Annotated in this window: 18 protein-coding genes; 10 read left to right on the top strand and 8 right to left on the bottom strand. The window is 68.3% G+C overall.

The features are described from left to right. The 4 genes from ABQE93_RS00960 to ABQE93_RS00945 are packed head-to-tail and all read right to left on the bottom strand — an operon-like array spanning window position 1 to window position 3,695. On the bottom strand, window positions 1-852 hold the full coding sequence (locus ABQE93_RS00960) for a CDP-alcohol phosphatidyltransferase family protein (protein WP_448405389.1): 852 nt from the start codon (window positions 850-852) through the stop codon (window positions 1-3). Further along, complete coding sequence (locus tag ABQE93_RS00955; protein WP_448405388.1) at window positions 849-1,547, bottom strand: phosphatidylserine decarboxylase; 699 nt, start codon at window positions 1,545-1,547, stop codon at window positions 849-851. The genes ABQE93_RS00960 and ABQE93_RS00955 overlap by 4 nt, the downstream gene beginning before the upstream one ends. A gap of 40 nt (window positions 1,548-1,587) precedes the next feature. After that, a complete protein-coding gene (moeA, locus tag ABQE93_RS00950) occupies window positions 1,588-2,784 on the bottom strand; it encodes a molybdopterin molybdotransferase MoeA (RefSeq protein ID WP_448405387.1) in 1,197 nt (398 codons plus the stop codon). After that, on the bottom strand, window positions 2,784-3,695 hold the full coding sequence (locus ABQE93_RS00945; RefSeq protein WP_448405386.1) for an SDR family NAD(P)-dependent oxidoreductase: 912 nt from the start codon (window positions 3,693-3,695) through the stop codon (window positions 2,784-2,786). Before ABQE93_RS00945 ends, moeA begins: the two co-directional genes overlap by 1 nt. A 41-nt stretch (window positions 3,696-3,736) precedes the next feature. On the opposite strand from ABQE93_RS00945, the gene ABQE93_RS00940 reads away from it, so the two are divergent. The 4 genes from ABQE93_RS00940 to ABQE93_RS00925 are packed head-to-tail and all read left to right on the top strand — an operon-like array spanning window position 3,737 to window position 6,807. Further along, the gene (locus tag ABQE93_RS00940; RefSeq protein ID WP_448405385.1) at window positions 3,737-4,219 is read left to right on the top strand and encodes a PH domain-containing protein; all 483 of its coding nucleotides are present in this window, start codon (window positions 3,737-3,739) and stop codon (window positions 4,217-4,219) included. Beyond that, entirely contained in the window at window positions 4,216-5,688 is a 1,473-nt protein-coding gene (locus ABQE93_RS00935; protein ID WP_448405384.1) for a PH domain-containing protein, read from the top strand. Before ABQE93_RS00940 ends, ABQE93_RS00935 begins: the two co-directional genes overlap by 4 nt. A 25-nt stretch (window positions 5,689-5,713) precedes the next feature. Next, window positions 5,714-6,535, top strand: coding sequence for an HAD-IIA family hydrolase (locus ABQE93_RS00930; RefSeq protein ID WP_448405383.1), 822 nt, complete (start codon window positions 5,714-5,716; stop codon window positions 6,533-6,535). Then, window positions 6,532-6,807 (top strand): addiction module protein, encoded by a 276-nt coding sequence (locus ABQE93_RS00925; RefSeq protein ID WP_448405382.1) that lies wholly within the window; start codon window positions 6,532-6,534, stop codon window positions 6,805-6,807. Before ABQE93_RS00930 ends, ABQE93_RS00925 begins: the two co-directional genes overlap by 4 nt. Window positions 6,808-6,811: 4 nt before the next feature. Here ABQE93_RS00925 and ABQE93_RS00920 read toward each other — a convergent pair whose 3' ends face one another. Further along, a complete protein-coding gene (locus ABQE93_RS00920) occupies window positions 6,812-8,491 on the bottom strand; it encodes a DEAD/DEAH box helicase (protein ID WP_448405381.1) in 1,680 nt (559 codons plus the stop codon). Window positions 8,492-8,557: 66 nt separating this feature from the next. Then, window positions 8,558-8,824 carry a hypothetical protein gene (locus ABQE93_RS00915; RefSeq protein WP_448405380.1) on the bottom strand — a complete coding sequence of 89 codons (267 nt, stop codon included), beginning with the start codon at window positions 8,822-8,824 and terminating at the stop codon, window positions 8,558-8,560. 203 nt (window positions 8,825-9,027) lie between these two features. On the opposite strand from ABQE93_RS00915, the gene groL reads away from it, so the two are divergent. Then, window positions 9,028-10,653, top strand: coding sequence for a chaperonin GroEL (gene groL / locus ABQE93_RS00910; RefSeq protein ID WP_448405379.1), 1,626 nt, complete (start codon window positions 9,028-9,030; stop codon window positions 10,651-10,653). 88 nt (window positions 10,654-10,741) lie between these two features. After that, complete coding sequence (locus tag ABQE93_RS00905) at window positions 10,742-11,206, top strand: DinB family protein (RefSeq protein WP_448405378.1); 465 nt, start codon at window positions 10,742-10,744, stop codon at window positions 11,204-11,206. Here ABQE93_RS00905 and ABQE93_RS00900 read toward each other — a convergent pair whose 3' ends face one another. Both ABQE93_RS00900 and ABQE93_RS00895 read right to left on the bottom strand, forming a co-directional pair. Continuing rightward, window positions 11,207-11,587 carry a pyridoxamine 5'-phosphate oxidase family protein gene (locus tag ABQE93_RS00900; protein ID WP_448405376.1) on the bottom strand — a complete coding sequence of 127 codons (381 nt, stop codon included), beginning with the start codon at window positions 11,585-11,587 and terminating at the stop codon, window positions 11,207-11,209. 13 nt (window positions 11,588-11,600) lie between these two features. After that, complete coding sequence (locus tag ABQE93_RS00895; protein WP_448405375.1) at window positions 11,601-13,331, bottom strand: N-acyl-D-amino-acid deacylase family protein; 1,731 nt, start codon at window positions 13,329-13,331, stop codon at window positions 11,601-11,603. 22 nt (window positions 13,332-13,353) lie between these two features. Here ABQE93_RS00895 and ABQE93_RS00890 point away from each other — a divergent pair, with 22 nt between their 5' ends. The 4 genes from ABQE93_RS00890 to ABQE93_RS00875 are packed head-to-tail and all read left to right on the top strand — an operon-like array spanning window position 13,354 to window position 16,365. After that, window positions 13,354-13,746 (top strand): VOC family protein, encoded by a 393-nt coding sequence (locus ABQE93_RS00890; RefSeq protein WP_448405374.1) that lies wholly within the window; start codon window positions 13,354-13,356, stop codon window positions 13,744-13,746. 13 nt (window positions 13,747-13,759) lie between these two features. Then, a complete protein-coding gene (locus tag ABQE93_RS00885) occupies window positions 13,760-14,275 on the top strand; it encodes a mycothiol transferase (protein WP_448405373.1) in 516 nt (171 codons plus the stop codon). Next, on the top strand, window positions 14,272-14,838 hold the full coding sequence (locus ABQE93_RS00880) for a phosphatase PAP2 family protein (protein ID WP_448405372.1): 567 nt from the start codon (window positions 14,272-14,274) through the stop codon (window positions 14,836-14,838). The genes ABQE93_RS00885 and ABQE93_RS00880 overlap by 4 nt, the downstream gene beginning before the upstream one ends. Window positions 14,839-14,847: 9 nt before the next feature. Then, entirely contained in the window at window positions 14,848-16,365 is a 1,518-nt protein-coding gene (locus ABQE93_RS00875; protein WP_448405371.1) for an aldehyde dehydrogenase family protein, read from the top strand. Window positions 16,366-16,421: the final 56 nt, after the last annotated feature.

Genomic DNA, 16,421 nt, shown 5'->3' with positions numbered 1-16,421 from the left:
TCAGGAGCCGGGCCTGCGTAGTCCGAGTCGCAGCATCGAGCGCCGGTGCGGGTGTGCGCGGCGGATGGCCCGGCGCGCCGCGCGCTGTTGGCGTGGCCGCTCGTCCCACACCTCGGGGTGCTGCGCCAGGAACCGTTTGGTTCGCACGGCGAACGGGATGTGGATGACGTAGGCGGCGATGATCAACAGGATCACCAGGTAGCCGAAGAAGATCGCGGCCGCCACACCCATTGCCAGCAGTGCGAGCAGCGGCGCGACCATGTTCGGCGAGACCGAGAACGTGTGGATTTTGCGCATCGGGATGGTGCTGACCACCAGCAGTGAGACGCCGATCATCCAGATGACCACGGCCCACTCCGACGTCCACCAGCCCTCGCCGAACTGCATCTTGGCGGCAAGCGGTCCGATCGAACCGATCGCGCCCGCCGGGGCGGGCATCCCGACGAAGTACTTCTTTTCGTAGGCGGGCTGGTCGATTTCGAGCATCGCGTTGTAGCGGGCCAACCGCAGCACGATGCACACCGCGTAGAGCAACACCACCATCCAGCCGACCCGCGACTCTGAAAGCAGCGTGGCGTACACGATGAACGCCGGTGCCACACCGAAGTTGACCGCGTCGGCCAGCGAGTCGATCTCCTCGCCCATGCGCGAGGTCGCCTTCAGCGCGCGGGCCATGCGCCCGTCGAGCGCGTCGAGGATCGCGGCGACCGCGAGGAATGCCATCGCCTCGGTCGGCCGGTCGTCCAGCGCCATCTTGACCGCGCTCAGGCCCAGGCAGATCGCGGCCACGGTCATACCGCTGGGCAGGATGCGCAGGCTGACCACGCCGGGTTTGACCCGAGGTTTGATCATCGCAGCTCGGCCAATACCGTTTCGCCGGCCAGCGCCCGCTGCCCGACGGTCACCAGGACGTTGGCGCCTGCGGGCAGGTAGGTGTCCAGCCGCGATCCGTAGCGGATCAGCCCGTAGGTCTGGCCCATCGATACCTTGTCGCCGACCTTGGAGTCGCAGACGATGCGGCGCGCGATCAGCCCGGCGATCTGCACGGCGATCACCTCCACCCCCTCGGGGTCGCGGATCACCATGCTGTTGCGTTCGTTGTCCTCGCTGGCCGCCTCGAGCTCGGCCGAGCCGAACAGGCCCGGCCGGTGCACGACCGCGGTGACCTCACCGCCGATCGGTGCGCGCTGCACGTGCGCGTCGAACACCGAGAGGAAGATGCTGATGCGCGGCAAAGGTGTTGGCGGTAAACCGAGTTCGGCCGGCGGCGGTTTCTCCTCGATGAGGCAGATCAGACCGTCGGCGGGTGCGACGACGAGACCGGGGCGGGTCGGCGCCACCCGGGGCGGATGCCGGAAGAACGCTGCGTTGGCGGCGGCCGATGTCAGCCCCGCGCGCCGCAGCCACGGGTTCTTCCACCCGAGCGCAGCGACGGCGAGGCTGGTGCCCACGAAGGGCAGCCCGGCGCGGTGCATCGGTGGAATCGTGGTGCGCACCAGCGCCGCGAGCCGCTCGGGGCCTGATTTGAGGTCGGGGCGTCTGGCCATTGTCCCGCGATTCTACGGGCGGGCGCTGCGGCTAAGGCGGCTATGCCAGGTCCCAGACCCGCACCTGCGTGCCTTCAGCTACCTCGGTGACGTCCTCGTCGATCTCGAGCAGACAGTTCGCCGAGGCCAGCCAGCGCAGATGGTGCGAGGCCGGCGGGCCGTAGCTGGTGACCGTGCCGGCGTCGGCATCGAACACGCCGCGGCGAAACTGCCGCTTACCGCGCGGCGAGGTCAGGTCCTCGGTCAACACCGCGGTGCGGCGCGGACGCTCCGGGTGCGGCAACCCCATCGCGGCGCGCAGCGGCGCACGCAAAAACACCTCGAACGACACCAGCGCGCTGACCGGGTTGCCCGGCAGCGTGACGATCGGCGTGCCGGTGTCGACCCGCCCGCAGCCCTGCGGCATACCCGGCTGCATCGCCACCTTGACGAAATCGACGGAGCCGCCCAGCGCGTCCTTGACGACCTCGTAGGCGCCCGCGCTGACGCCGCCGGTGGTGACGATCAGATCGGCGTCACCGACGTGGCGGGCCAGCGTGTCACGGAACGAGTCGACGTCGTCGCCCGACATCGCCGAGGCCACCACCTCGACGCCGGCGTCGCGCAGGGCGGCCACCAGCATCACCGCGTTGGACTCATAGATCTGGCCGGGCTGCAGCGGGGTGCCCGGCGCGACCAGTTCGGTGCCCGTCGACATCACCAGCACCCGTTGCCGCGGAATCACGGTCAGCTCACCCAATCCGAGCGCCGCCGCCAGACCCAGCGCCGCCGGGGTGACCACATGTCCACCGCGCAGCACCGTGGTGCCCGCCGTGACGTCCTCGCCCGCTCGGCGGATGTGCTTGCCGGGCGTCGTGCTGGCGCGCACGGTGACGGTGTGGACGCCGCCGTCGGTCGCCTCCACCGGTACGACGGCCGTCGCGCCGGACGGCACCGGCGCGCCGGTCATGATCCGGTGTGCCGTACCGGGTTTGAGCGTCAGCACGTCGGTCCGCCCCGCCGGGATGTCCTCGGCGACCGGCAGCACGACGGGCTGCTCGGGGGTCGCGGCGGCGACGTCGCCGGCGACGACGGCGTATCCGTCCATGGCCGAGTTGTCGAACCCCGGTAACGACAGCGGCGCGACGACGTCATCGGCCAGCGCCAGCCCCAGCGCGTCGGCCAGCGGCACCGCGACCGGGAAGCGGGGCGCGATGAGGTCCGCGACGGCGCGCTGATGCTCCTCGACCGGGCGCATCAGATGGGGAAGGTGACGCCGGTCAGCTCTTCGGACATGGTCCACAGCCGACGTTGGATGTCCTGGTTTTGCGACTGTGCGCTGGACGCAACGACTTTCGGGTGTCCCCGGGATTCACCGATGCCGTCGGGTCCGTAGTACTGACCGCTGTGCACGGCAGGATCGGTGGCCGCGCGCAGCGTCGGCAATGCACCCATGCTGGCGGGTTGGGCGACGATCTTCCAGATGAAGTTCGGGATGTAGTCGGGCAGGTGCCGCATGAGTTCGGTGTCCGACAGGCCGGGGTGGGCGGCCACCGCGATGGTAGGGGCCTCCTTGGTCTTCAGCCGGCGCGCCAACTCGTAGGTGAACAGCAGGTTGGCCAGCTTGGACTGGCCGTAGGCCTCCACCCGGTTGTACTTGCGCTGCAGGTGCGGATCCTCGAAGTGGATGCGGGCGATGACCCGGTGACCCATGCTGCTGACCGTCACGACCCGCGACCCGCCGACCGACAGCAAATTCTCCAGCAGCAGCCCGGTCAGCGCGAAGTGGCCGAGGTGGTTGGTGCCGAACTGCATCTCGAAGCCGTCTTCGGTGGTCTCGCGCGTCGGCACGTACATCACCCCGGCGTTGTTGATCAGCAGGTCGATGCGGGGATGGGCCGTGCGAAGCTCGTCGGCGGCCTTGCGGACGCTGCGCAGCGACGACAGGTCGAGCTCTTGCAGCGTGACGTCGGCGTTGGCGCTGGCCGACTTGATCCTCTCGACGGCTTGGCGGCCCTTGTCCAGATCGCGCACGGCGAGCACGACATGTGCACCCTTGTCGGCCAGCACCGCCGCGGTGTCATAGCCCAATCCGGAGTTGGCGCCGGTGACGATTGCCACCCGCCCTGACTGATCCGGCACATCGGCTGCGGTCCATTTGGCGGTCATGGCATCAACATACTGCGCCCGTCGTGCGTCATGCTCGAATCATGGATCTGCTTGAACCCGCCCATCCGCCGAGCCGCAAAGCCCCTCTGGTCTGGGCGATCGGCGCGGCGATTCCGTGGCTGGGCCTGGCGTTCGCCCAGCTGGTGTGGCTGATCGTCGACTTCCGGGTGTGGTGGCTGCACGCATTGGCGGCCGTGCTCACGGCGGTGGGTATTGCGGTGTTCGTCATCGTGGTGCCGCTGTGGCGCTACCGGGTGCACCGGTGGGACATCGACAGCCGAGCCGTCTACACCCGGTCGGGTTGGCTGGTGCAGGAGCGCCGGATCGCGCCGATATCGCGGGTGCAGACCGTCGACACCGAGCGCGGCCCGCTGGACCGGCTGTTCGGCCTGTCCACCGTCACGGTGACGACGGCGTCGTCGGCGGGTGCGGTGCGCATCGTGGCGCTGGACGCCGAGGTGGCCGACCTGATCGTCGCCCAACTCACCGACGTCGCGGCGCTCGGCGCGGAGGACGCCACATGAGCGCGCCGCCCACCGCCCCCAACGAAGTGTGGCACCGGCTGAGCCCGCGCATGCTGCTGGTGCATCCGGTGCACGAGGTGATGCGCCAGATACCGGTGATCGTCGGCTCGCTGGTGCTCGGCTCGGCGACCGGCAACCCGACGGTGGTGGTGATGGTCGTCGCGGCGACGGTCGCGTTCGGCGTGGCGCGCTGGTTCACCACGACCTACCGCATCGGGCCCAGCGATGTGCAACTGCGCACCGGGGTACTGCAGCGCAAGGTCCTGGCGGTGCCGTGCAACCGAATTCGGTCGGTGTCCACTGAGGCCCGGCTGCTGCACCGGCTGCTGGGGTTGACCGTGCTGCGGGTGAGCACCGGACAGGAGGCCAGGGGCGACACGGTGTTCGCGCTCGACGCCGTCGAAGCCGAGGAGGTGCCGCGGCTCCGCGCTGTCCTGTTGGCCGAGTCGTTGGCCGTCGCCGACGAGGAACAGATGCCCGCGGGCCGGGTGTTGGCGCGCTGGGATCCGTCCTGGTTGCGCTACAGCCCGCTGAGTTTCACCGGCCTGGCGATGATCGCGGCGGCCGCCGGCCTGATCTATCAGATGGGAGCGGGTGCGGCGCTGCAGGATTCGGAGGTCGCCCGCTCCGGCCTGGACACTGTCGCGCAGTGGGGTGTGGTGGCCACGGTCGCGGTGACGGTCGTCGCCGTGCTGATCGCATCGGTGGTGCTGTCGGTGCTGCAGTCGCTGCTGAGCTACGCGAACCTGGTTCTGCGGCGCGACGCGGAGGTGCTGCACCTTCGGCTGGGCCTGGTGCGGGTGCGCGAGCACACCTTCGACATGCGGCGGCTGCGCGGGGGCACGCTGCGGGAGCCGTTGTTGGTGCGGCTGTTCGGTGGTGCGCGCCTGGATGCGGTGATGACCGGTGTCGGTGGCGAGGGGGAGGCGTCGTTGCTACTGCCGCCGTGTCCCAGGCCGACGGCCGAGGCGGTGCTGTCGGATCTGATCGAGCGCCCCGAGGTGGTGAGCGGACCGCTGCGCGCGCACGGCCCGGCGGCCACGCGACGGCGGTGGACGCGGGCCATGGTGGCCCCGGTGGTCCTCGCGGTCGTGCTGGCCGTCGCCGCGGCGCCGATATGGGCCTGGGTGTTGTGGGTGATGTTCGCAGTGTGCTGCGCGCTGCTGGCCCACGACCGGTCCCGGTCGCTGGGGCACCGGGTCACCGACGGCTGGTTGGTCGCGCGCACCGGCAGCCTGCAGCGGCGTCGTGACTGCATCGAGGCGTCGGGCATCATCGCCTGGACCGTGCGGCAGACGCTGATGCAACGCCACGCGGGGGTGGCCACGCTGATCGCGGCGACGGCGGCGGGCGTCAAGCACTATCAGGTGATCGACGTACCTGCGGAGTTGGCGTGGTCGATCGCCGCGCAGGCGTCGCCGTGGCTCGACGACACCGAGTGGGCCGGGGCGGGGTCCGAGTTGCGCTGAAACGATTGCCGTTTAATGTCGGGCAATGGCAATCGGTGGAGTGCTCTTCGACATCGATGGTGTCCTGGTGACCTCGTGGAAACCGATCGAGGGGGCGGCGGCGACGCTGCGCACGCTCAACGACCACCAGGTCGCCTGCTCGTATCTGACCAACACCACGACGCGCACCCGGGTGCAGATCGCCGAACTGCTCACCGAGGCAGGCATGGTGGTGCGCCCCGACGAGGTGATCACCGCGGCGGTGTTGACCGCGGAGTACGTCCGCGACCGTTTCCCCGACGCTCGGTGCTTTCTGGTCAACAGTGGCCAGATCGCCGAGGACATGCCCGGGATCGACATCGTGTCCTCGAGCGAGTTCAGCGGACCCGAGACGCCCGACAAACCCGACGTCGTGCTGCTCGGCGGCGCGGGACCGGAGTTCGGCCATCTGACGCTGTCGTGGGTCTATGACTGGATGGCCCAGGGTGTGCCGGTGGTCGCCATGCACCGCAGCACCGCATGGACCACCACCGACGGGTTGCGGATCGACACCGGGATGTACCTGATCGGGATGGAGCAGACCTCCGGCCGGCAGGCGACCGCCGTCGGCAAGCCCGCCCCCGAGGGGTTCCTGGCTGCCGCTGGGCGTCTGGGTGTGGAACCCGACGAGATGTATATGGTCGGTGACGATCTCAACAACGACGTGCTGGCAGCGCAGGTGGTCGGGATGACGGGGGTGTTGGTGCGCACGGGCAAGTTTCGGCAGGACACGCTGGACCGTTGGGCCGCAGACGAGTTCGCGATGCAGCCCAACCACGTGATCGACTCGGTGGCCGATCTGCCGGAGCTTCTCGGGCTGGGGCGATGATCGTGTGGGAGCGGATGCAGCAGGTGTTGCTACGGCGGGGCATCAACACGGTATTCGAACTCGTGTTGTGGGTTGCGTTGTTGTACACCGTGATTGGTGTCGGATATGCGATGTTGCACATCGAGCTGATCGGCCAACTCAAGCATGCGCTCAGCGCCCAGTTCACCGTGTTCGCCAACATCGCGGCGCTCGTGGTCACCGTGGCGTTCTGGCCGGCGCTGCTGGCCAGCTCGCTGCTATGCGGTGTGGCCGGTTGCGGGCTGCTCACCTAGCCGGTCACGCCTTGAGCGTGCGGACCGCCTCGATACGCGCCTGCAACTGCTCGGTGGTGGCCGCCGCGACCGGCGGGCCGCCGCAGATCCGGCGCAGCTCGTTGTGGATCCAGCCGTGTGGTTTACCGGTGCGGTGATGCGCGATCGACACCAGCGCGTTGAGTTCGCGGCGCAGCTCACGCAGCTGCCCGTGCGTCGAGACCCGCTGCACCTCGCCGCTTGCGGTGCGTTTGGTCAGCTGCTCTTCTTGCCTGCGCCGCAATAGATCTCGCATCTGTTCGGCATCGAGCAGCCCGGGGATCCCCAGGAAGTCGGCTTCCTCGTCGCTGCCTGCGGGCGTCGCGGTGCCGAACGACGAGCCGTCGAAGATCACCTGATCCAGCTCGGCGTCGGCGCCCAGCGATTCGAAGCCGTTGTCGAGCTCGCTGGGTTCGGACTTGCGGGGCTCGACGTACTCGTCGTCGCCGTCGGTGTCGCGGTGGGGTTTGCCGAGCACGTGGTTGCGCTCGGCCTCCATCTCGCTGGCCAGCAACAGCAGGTTGGGCACCGAGGGCAGGAAGATGCTCGCGGTCTCCCCGGGTCTGCGGGAGCGCACGAAGCGGCCGATGGCCTGGGCGAAGAACAACGGCGTCGACGCGCTGGTGGCGTACACGCCGACGGCCAGCCGCGGCACGTCGACCCCCTCGGACACCATCCGGACGGCGACCAGCCAGCGGCTGGTGCCCGCGGCGAACTGGCTGATCCGGTCTGATGAGCCGGGGTCGTCGGAGAGCACCACGGTCGGCGCCTCGCCGGTGATCTTGGTGAGCAGTTCGGCGTAGGCCCGCGCGGCGGTCTGGTCGGAGGCGATCACCATGCCGCCGGCGTCGGGCATGTGCTGGCGCTTCTGCTGCAGCCGTTTGTCGGCGGCGGCGATGACGGCCGGCATCCATTCGCCCGCCGGGTTCAGCGCGGTGCGCCAGGCGCGCGCGGTGTGTTCGGCGGTCAGCGGCTCACCGAGGCGCGCCGAGTGTTCTTCGCCCGCGCTGTCGCGCCAGCGCGCCTCACCGGAGTAGGCCAGGAAGACCACCGGCCGCACCACGCCGTCGGCCAGCGCCTCGGCGTAGCCGTAGGTGTGGTCGGCCACCGAGCGTTGCACGCCGTTTCCGTCGAGCTCGTAGGCGACGAACGGGATCGGGTTGTCGTCGCTGCGGAACGGCGTACCGGTCAGCGCCAGCCGGCGGGTGGCGTCGCTGAACGCCTCGCGCATGGCCTCGCCCCAGCTCTTGGCGTCCCCGCCGTGGTGGATCTCGTCGAACACCACGAGCGTGCGATAGTTCTCCGTGCGGACCCGGTGGCGGGTCGGGTGGCTGGCCACCTGCGCGTAGGTGACGACGACCCCGTGGTACTCCGAAGACGTCTGCGCCGACGAGTTGCTGAACTTCGGGTCCAGCGCAAGGCCGACCCTCGCGGCCGCCAGTGCCCACTGGACCTTGAGGTGATCGGTCGGCACGACGACGGTGATGCGCTCGACGGTGCCGTCGCCGAGCAGCTCACCGGCTACGCGCAGGGCAAACGCCGTCTTACCGGAACCGGGCGTCGCGACCGCCAGAAAATCGCGCGGCCGGGCGCCAAGGTACCGCACCAAAGCCCGACGCTGCCAGCCTCGCAAAGCCTGGGTGTCGGGCGCTGAATTAGCCCGCACCCAAGACTCCTCACTGATCGGTAAGCAGCCTAACGCAACGGATTACGCGTACGCATCTTTCCCGCGTCACGTGTCGACGAAGAGATTGTCGTTGCGAACGAACCACTCGCGCCGCTCGTCCTCGGTCATGTCCCCGAGCTGCGCGATACCTTCGAAATAGTGTTCACGCGGGGCGCCCGGAGCAAACAACATCAACAGCGAACCCCGGCGCGTCGGCGTCGTGCCGGCGGTGGCCTCCTGATGGGCCAGATAGTGGTATTTCACCAGGCCGAACGAGGCGTAGTCGTCCTCGGTGTACCGGGGCGAAGGATGGGGCGGCACGATAAGTGACATCGGCGTCGAGCCTAGCCCTCGGCGACCTTGCACTCTCCCTGGTCGAGTGCTAAGAATGCAGTTGGCACTCGCGACCGGTGAGTGCTAGGTCGGGACGGTGAGGCAAGGGGCCGCACCCCGCGGAGCACACCCAAGCCGTCCGTCGCGGGCACTGCACCCGGCCAACAGATGTGCCATCCCCAATCCGGAGGAAACACTTCGCAATGGCCAAGCAAATTGCGTATGACGAAGAGGCCCGCCGCGGCCTCGAGCGGGGCCTGAACGCCCTCGCCGACGCGGTAAAGGTGACGTTGGGGCCCAAGGGTCGCAACGTCGTTCTGGAGAAGAAGTGGGGCGCTCCCACGATCACCAACGATGGGGTCTCCATCGCCAAGGAGATCGAGCTGGAGGACCCGTACGAGAAGATCGGCGCCGAGCTGGTCAAGGAAGTCGCCAAGAAGACTGACGACGTCGCCGGTGACGGCACCACGACCGCCACCGTGCTGGCACAGGCGCTGGTCAAGGAAGGCCTGCGCAACGTCGCGGCCGGCGCCAACCCGCTCGGCCTCAAGCGCGGCATCGAGAAGGCCGTCGACAAGGTCACCGAGACGCTGCTGAAGTCGGCCAAGGAGGTCGAGACCAAGGAGCAGATCGCTGCGACCGCCGCAATCTCGGCCGGCGACCTGCAGATCGGTGAGCTGATCGCCGAGGCGATGGACAAGGTCGGCAACGAGGGTGTCATCACCGTCGAGGAGTCGCAGACCTTCGGGCTGCAGCTCGAGCTCACCGAGGGCATGCGGTTCGACAAGGGCTACATCTCGGGCTACTTCGTGACCGACGCCGAGCGTCAGGAAGCCGTCCTGGAGGATCCCTACATCCTGCTGGTCAGCTCCAAGATCTCGACCGTCAAGGATCTGCTGCCGCTGCTGGAGAAGATCATCCAGTCTGGTAAGCCGCTGCTGATCATCGCCGAGGACGTCGAGGGCGAGGCGCTGTCCACGCTGGTCGTCAACAAGATCCGCGGCACCTTCAAGTCCGTGGCCGTCAAGGCTCCGGGCTTCGGTGACCGCCGCAAGGCGATGCTGCAGGACATGGCGATCCTCACCGGTGGCCAGGTCATCAGCGAAGAGGTCGGCCTCTCGCTGGAGACCGCCGACGTGTCGCTGCTGGGCCAGGCCCGCAAGATCGTCGTCACCAAGGACGAGACCACGATCGTCGAGGGCGCAGGCGACAGCGAGGCCATCGCCGGTCGCGTTGCGCAGATCCGCAGCGAGATCGAGAACAGCGACTCCGACTACGACCGCGAGAAGCTGCAGGAGCGGCTGGCCAAGCTGGCCGGCGGCGTTGCGGTGATCAAGGCCGGTGCCGCCACCGAGGTGGAGCTCAAGGAGCGCAAGCACCGCATCGAGGACGCGGTGCGCAACGCCAAGGCTGCCGTGGAGGAGGGCATCGTCGCCGGTGGCGGTGTGTCCCTGCTGCAGGCCGCCCCGGTGCTCGAGGAGCTCAAGCTCACCGGTGACGAGGCCACCGGCGCGAACATCGTGCGTGTCGCGCTGGAGGCTCCGCTGAAGCAGATCGCCGCCAACTCGGGCCTGGAGCCCGGTGTGGTCGCCGAGAAGGTGCGCAACCTCAAGGCTGGTGAAGGCCTCAACGCCGCCACCGGTGATTACGAGGACCTGCTCAAGGCGGGCGTGGCCGACCCGGTCAAGGTGACGCGTTCGGCGCTGCAGAACGCGGCGTCCATCGCGGCGCTGTTCCTGACCACCGAGGCCGTCGTCGCCGACAAGCCGGAGAAGGCGGCCGCACCCGCGGCCGACCCGACCGGCGGCATGGGCGGCATGGACTTCTAAGTCTGTCCAACGGAAAAGCCCGGTCCCTCTTAGCGGGGCCGGGTTTTTTCGTCGGTAGCCTCGCACCTTGATGGATATCCAACGACCCATGCCGCCTCTCAACGCCGATGAACGCACGACGCTGGAAGCGTGGTTGGATTTCTACCGCGCGACGCTTGCGGCCAAATGCGACGGCCTCGACGGCGAAGCACTGCGCAACGCCTCGGTGCCGCCGTCGCCGTTGACGCTGCTGGGTCTGGTTCAGCACATGGCCGAAGTCGAACGCAACTGGTTCGGTCGTGTGCTCGCGGGGGAGTGGACCCCGACGGGCCATGACGGCGGTTTCGACGTGTCCGAGGAATCGACACTGGCTGCCGCAGAGGCGATCTGGTGCGCTGAGATCGACGCGGCCCGAACGAACTGCGCTGCTCGCGCGCTGGATGACACCAGCCCCTTCATGGGCGCCGAGGTGAGCCTGCGGTGGATTTACCTCCACATGATCGGCGAGTACGCACGCCACTGCGGCCAGGCCGATCTGCTTCGTGAGCGCATCGACGGCGCTACCGGCGTGTGATCACGCTTCGGATTTCAGCGGCACGCAGTCGTGCAGGCAGTCCGGGCTGGTTCTGGGCGACTCGGCCGTCGCCTTGCGGTGCAGCACCGCGCGCGTCGGCGCGACACGCAACGCGCCGTCGGTGACGCGGCCGGATCCGTCGACGATCAACGAGTAGCCGCCGGGTTCGCGGGGCGGCCAGACCACCGTGACGTCGCCGTGCGCGGTGACGTTGCGGTGGGTGGTGTTGCCGACAGACCCGACGTCGAGCACGCCGTCGGCGAGGGCGGGATCGACCGCGACGGTGTGGGCGCGGTAGTCGTCGCCGACGGTGATCAGGTAGGCGAACGTGAAATCGGCCAGCGCGTCGGCCAGCTTGTCGAGGTCAACCTTGACGCTCATACCGCCATCCTAATTACCCGTGAGCGCTGGGCGCCGGTCGGCGACCGCGGATCAACCGGCCGGGACGCGCCGTCGTGGGCAGCCCGTTCTCGGCGATGATCTCACCCGAGACGATCGTCGCGACGTAACCGTCGGCGCGCTGGTCCAGGCGGCGACCACCCGCGGGCAGATCGTGGGCGACGACGGGCCGGTGCAGCCGTACCGCGTCGTGGTCGATGACATTGAGATCGGCTTTGTAGCCCACCGCGATTCGGCCGCGGTCGGCCAGGCCGGCCACCCGTGCCGGTACCGATGTCAACTCGCGTACCGCCTCGGCCACCGACAGCCGACCCGATGCCCGGTCGCGCGCCCAGTGCGCCAGCATGTAAGTGGGAAAGCTTGCGTCACAGATCATTCCGTAGTGCGCGCCACCGTCACCGAGGCCCAGTACGACGTCGTCGCGGCGGATCAATTCCGCCACCGTGTCGAGGCTGCCGTCGCGGAAGTTGGCCAGTGTGACAAGCAACATCGCGTGTCCGTCGTCGTCGAGCAGCCGGTCGTATGCCTCTTCGAGCGGGCTGACGCCGCGGGCCCGGGCTCGGCTGGCGATGCTTTCCGAACGGGGGGGTTCGTAGTTCGGCGGGTCGGCGAGCGGGAACATCCACTCGAACGCCTGCGCCGCGAACATCAGCGGATGCCCGTCGGAAGCCGGTGTATCAGACAGGATCCGTTGGCGCACTTCGGGTTTGCGCATCTCGGCGACGCGTTCGGCCAGCGGCAGCGCCGCGATCTCGCGGTAGCTCGGGTACATGACGAACGGGTTGCCCGACAGTTCCAGGCCGAGCACCAGCCCGATGGGTCGGGGGAAGATCTGCGCGGTGATGTCGCCACCCGCGGCGTTCGCCTTCTCGACCATGGTGAGCGCGTCGACGAAGAACGGGTCGCCGGCGTTGCCGATCGCCAGCGTGAACGTCACCGGGAGGCCGACGTCCTCGGCGACGTCGAACACCGTCTGCAGCACGGGTTCGTAGTCGCCGGCCACCAGGTCGGGCACGAACTGGATCAGGCCGCCGCCGGCGTCGTCGACGCCGCGTGCGATGGCCTCGATTTCGGCGCGGTCGGCGTCATAGCTGGGGATCGGCCGGCCGCTTTCGGTTTTGTGCAGGGTGAACCGCGACGACGCGAAGCCCAGCGCACCCACCTGAACCGCTTCGGCGGCGAGCTTGCGCATCAGCGCGAGGTCCTCGGTGGTGGCCGGTTCGCGGTCGACGCCGCGCTGGCCCATCACGTAGACGCGCAGCGGGGAGTGCGGCAGCAGCGCCGCCACGTCGATGTCGCGGTGTCGCGCCTCCAGCGCGTCGAGGAACTCGGGGAACGTCTCCCAACTCCACGGCAACCCGTCCACCATCACTACACCGGGGATGTCCTCGACGCCGGCCATCACATCGACCAGCACGTCGTGGTCTTCGGGACGGCAGGGCGCGAACCCGACGCCGCAGTTGCCCATCACCGCCGTCGTGACTCCGTGGGCCGAAGACGGGGTGAGCCGGTCCGACCAGATCGCCTGGCCGTCGTAGTGGGTGTGCAGGTCGACGAAGCCGGGCGTGACGAGCAGCCCGGTCGCGTCGATCTCCCGTGCCCCGGCGCCGTCCACCGCGCCCACCGAGGTGATTACGCCGTCCGAGACCGCCACATCGCCGACGTAGGGATCGCCGCCGAGGCCGTCGACGATGGTGCCGCCGCGGATCACGAGTTCATCTGTCATACGTCGAATCTACGATGAGGCGGTGATCGATCACTTCGGAATCAACTGTGCGGACTTCCAGCGATCGAAGGCCTTCTACGACAAGGTGCTCGGCGTGCTCGGCTACACCCGGCAGCTGGACTACCAGGTCGCCATAGGTTACGGCGTCGACGGCAAACCGGATTTCTGGATCGCAGACATGAGCAAGGGCGACGCGACGGGGCCCAACCGTGAGGTGCATTTCGCGTTTGAGGCCGCCGACACCGATGCGGTGCAGGCCTTCTACGACGCCGCGCTCGAGGCCGGCGCGGAGTCCCTGCACGCGCCGCGACTGTGGCCGGAGTATCACCGCGGCTACTACGGGGCGTTCGTCCGGGATCCGGACGGCAACAACATCGAGGCGGTCTTCCACGGCGCGGCCCCGCCGGCGGACTGAGTACCGTCGGGGCATGGCTGACTCTGATGTTTCGGCGGTCCGCGAACTGCTGCGTGATTTGTTCACCCGGCAGATCGAGCACGTCGAGGAGCTGACAGACGGACTGACCGACGAGGTTGCGTTCTACCGCCCGACCAACGAGGCCAACAGCATCTCCTGGCTCATTTGGCACAGCGCGCGCCAGCAGGATCTGCAGTTGTGCGCCCTCGCCGATACCGAGCAGGTCTGGTTCCGCGATGGCTGGGTGGACCGGTTCAACCTCGACCTTCCCCGTGGCGCGATGGGCTACGGCGACGGGCCGGAGGAGGTCGCCAAGGTGCGCGCGTCGGCCGATCTGCTCGCCGGCTATTACCGCGCCGTACACAAGATGACGTTGGAGTACATCGCGTCGGTGACCCCCGATGAGTTGCGCCGCGTCGTCGATGAGAACTGGGATCCGCCCGTCACCGCGGGCGTGCGCCTGGTGAGCATCGTCGACGATGCCGCCCAGCACCTCGGTGCGGCCGCCTACCTGCGCGGAATTGCGTGATCAAGTGGTGGCCGGCGGTCGGGCTGACCGCGATGGTGCTGCTCGGCTGGGCCGTGGGCAAATCATCCACCGGCATCGACGACTGGTTTCACCAGTACAGCAACAGTCCGACGCGTGATCTGCGAGGGTTCACCGACCCGCTGGCGTTGGTCGTCATCGTGGCCGCCACGGTGGCCTTCGCGATGTATCGGCGACGGTGGCTGCTGGCCGTGATCGCGGCGGTGCTGCCGTATAGCGCGTATCTACTGGTGCAGGTGATCAAGCCGTTCTTCGGTCGGGAGAAGGGCGGCGGCCTGGCTTATCCGAGTGGGCACATCACGACGACGACCGTGGTGCTGGGGCTGTTTGTGCTGGTCACCGGCTGTGCGCTGTGGGCGCTGGTGTTTGCGACGGTGTATGTCGGGTTGGCGGTGATCGGGGTCGGCACGACGTTTCACTACTTCACCGACACGGTCGGCGGGGTGCTGTTGGGCACGTCGCTGGTCTGCATCGCGGCGCTTCTCGCGGCACCGAACTTGACGCGTGTCAACACTCGTGCGGTCTGGGTCACACGCGGTGGTTAGCATGGGGTTATGACTGCGACACCCGACGTTGAGCGGCCCGATACCAGCACTATCCACAACCCCGCGACGGGTGCGGTCGCCGGAACGGTGCGATGGACCGACCCGGCCGATGTGCCGCGCGTCGCGGCCCGGCTGCGCGACGCGCAGAAACAGTGGGAAGCGCGCGGGCCCAAGGGGCGGGCCAAGGTACTGGCCCGGTATGCGGTGTGGATGGGCGAGCACCGCGACGAGATCGAGGCGATGCTGATCAAGGAGACCGGCAAGTCGGCGGCCGACGCCGCCCAAGAGGTGCCGCTGCTGGTCATGATCGCGTCGTACTACATCAAGACGATGGAGAAGGCGCTGGCGCCGGAGACCCGGCCGGCGGCGCTGCCGTTCCTGGCGATCAAGAAGGTCGAGGTGCACTACCGACCGCGCCCGGTGGTCGGCATCGTCGCGCCGTGGAACTATCCGGTCGCCAACCTGTTGATGGACGGCCTGGCGGCGTTGGCAGCCGGCTGCGCGGTGATGCTCAAACCGTCCGAGCGCACCCCGCTGACCGCCGAGCTGCTGCTGCGCGGCTGGCTGGACTCGGGGGCACCCGAGGTGATGGCGATCGTGCAGGGCGCGCGCGAGGCGGTCGAGGCCGTCGTCGACAACTCCGACTACGTGCAGTTCACCGGGTCGAGCGCGACGGGCGCCAAGGTGATGGAGCGGGCCGCGCGCCGGCTCACACCGGTCAGCCTGGAGCTCGGTGGCAAGGACCCGATGATCGTGCTGGACGACGCCGACGTCGACCTGGCGGCCAACGCGGCGGTGTGGGGCGCGATGTTCAACGCCGGTCAGACGTGTGTGTCCGTCGAGCGGGTGTACGCGCTGGCACCCGTCTATGACCAGTTCGTCTCCGCAGTGGTGCGCGCGGTGCAGAACCTCAAGATGGGTGCGGGCGAAGGCTACGACTTCGGCGCGCTGATCGACGAGAGCCAGATCGAGGTGACCGAACGGCATGTACGCGAGGCCGTGGAGGCCGGAGCGAAGGTGCTCACCGGCGGCAAGCGCCTCGACGGACCGGGCAGCTTCTATCAGCCGACGGTGCTCGTCGACGTCGACCATTCGATGGCATGCATGACCGAGGAGACCTTCGGCCCGACGCTGCCGATCATGAAGGTCGACAGCGTGCAGGACGCGATCCGGCTGGCCAACGACAGCCCGTACGGCTTGTCGGCGTCGGTGTTCTCCAAGGACCTCGAGCGCGCTAAAGCGATTGCATTACAACTGGATTGCGGCGCGGTCAACATCAACGACGTGATCTCCAACCTGATGTGTACGACGGCGCCGATGGGCGGGTGGAAGACCTCGGGCATCGGGGCGCGGTTCGGCGGCGCGGACGGACTGCGCAAGTTCTGCCGCCAGGAGGCGGTGGTGGCGCCGCGGACCAACATCGGTGCCGGCGGTACCTACTACAACAACTCGCTCAAGGCGCTCAAGCGGTTGAACACGATGATGACGAAGCTCGCATTGGCGCGGCCGCGGCGCGTCGCGAAGTAGTTCGCCCTTAGGGCGTCACTCCGAGAACTTCTCCCGGAGATGAGGATGCGCTCAAT

The organism is Mycolicibacterium sp. XJ662, from assembly GCF_053484035.1.
This window is presented reverse-complemented; position numbering and strand designations above follow the sequence as displayed.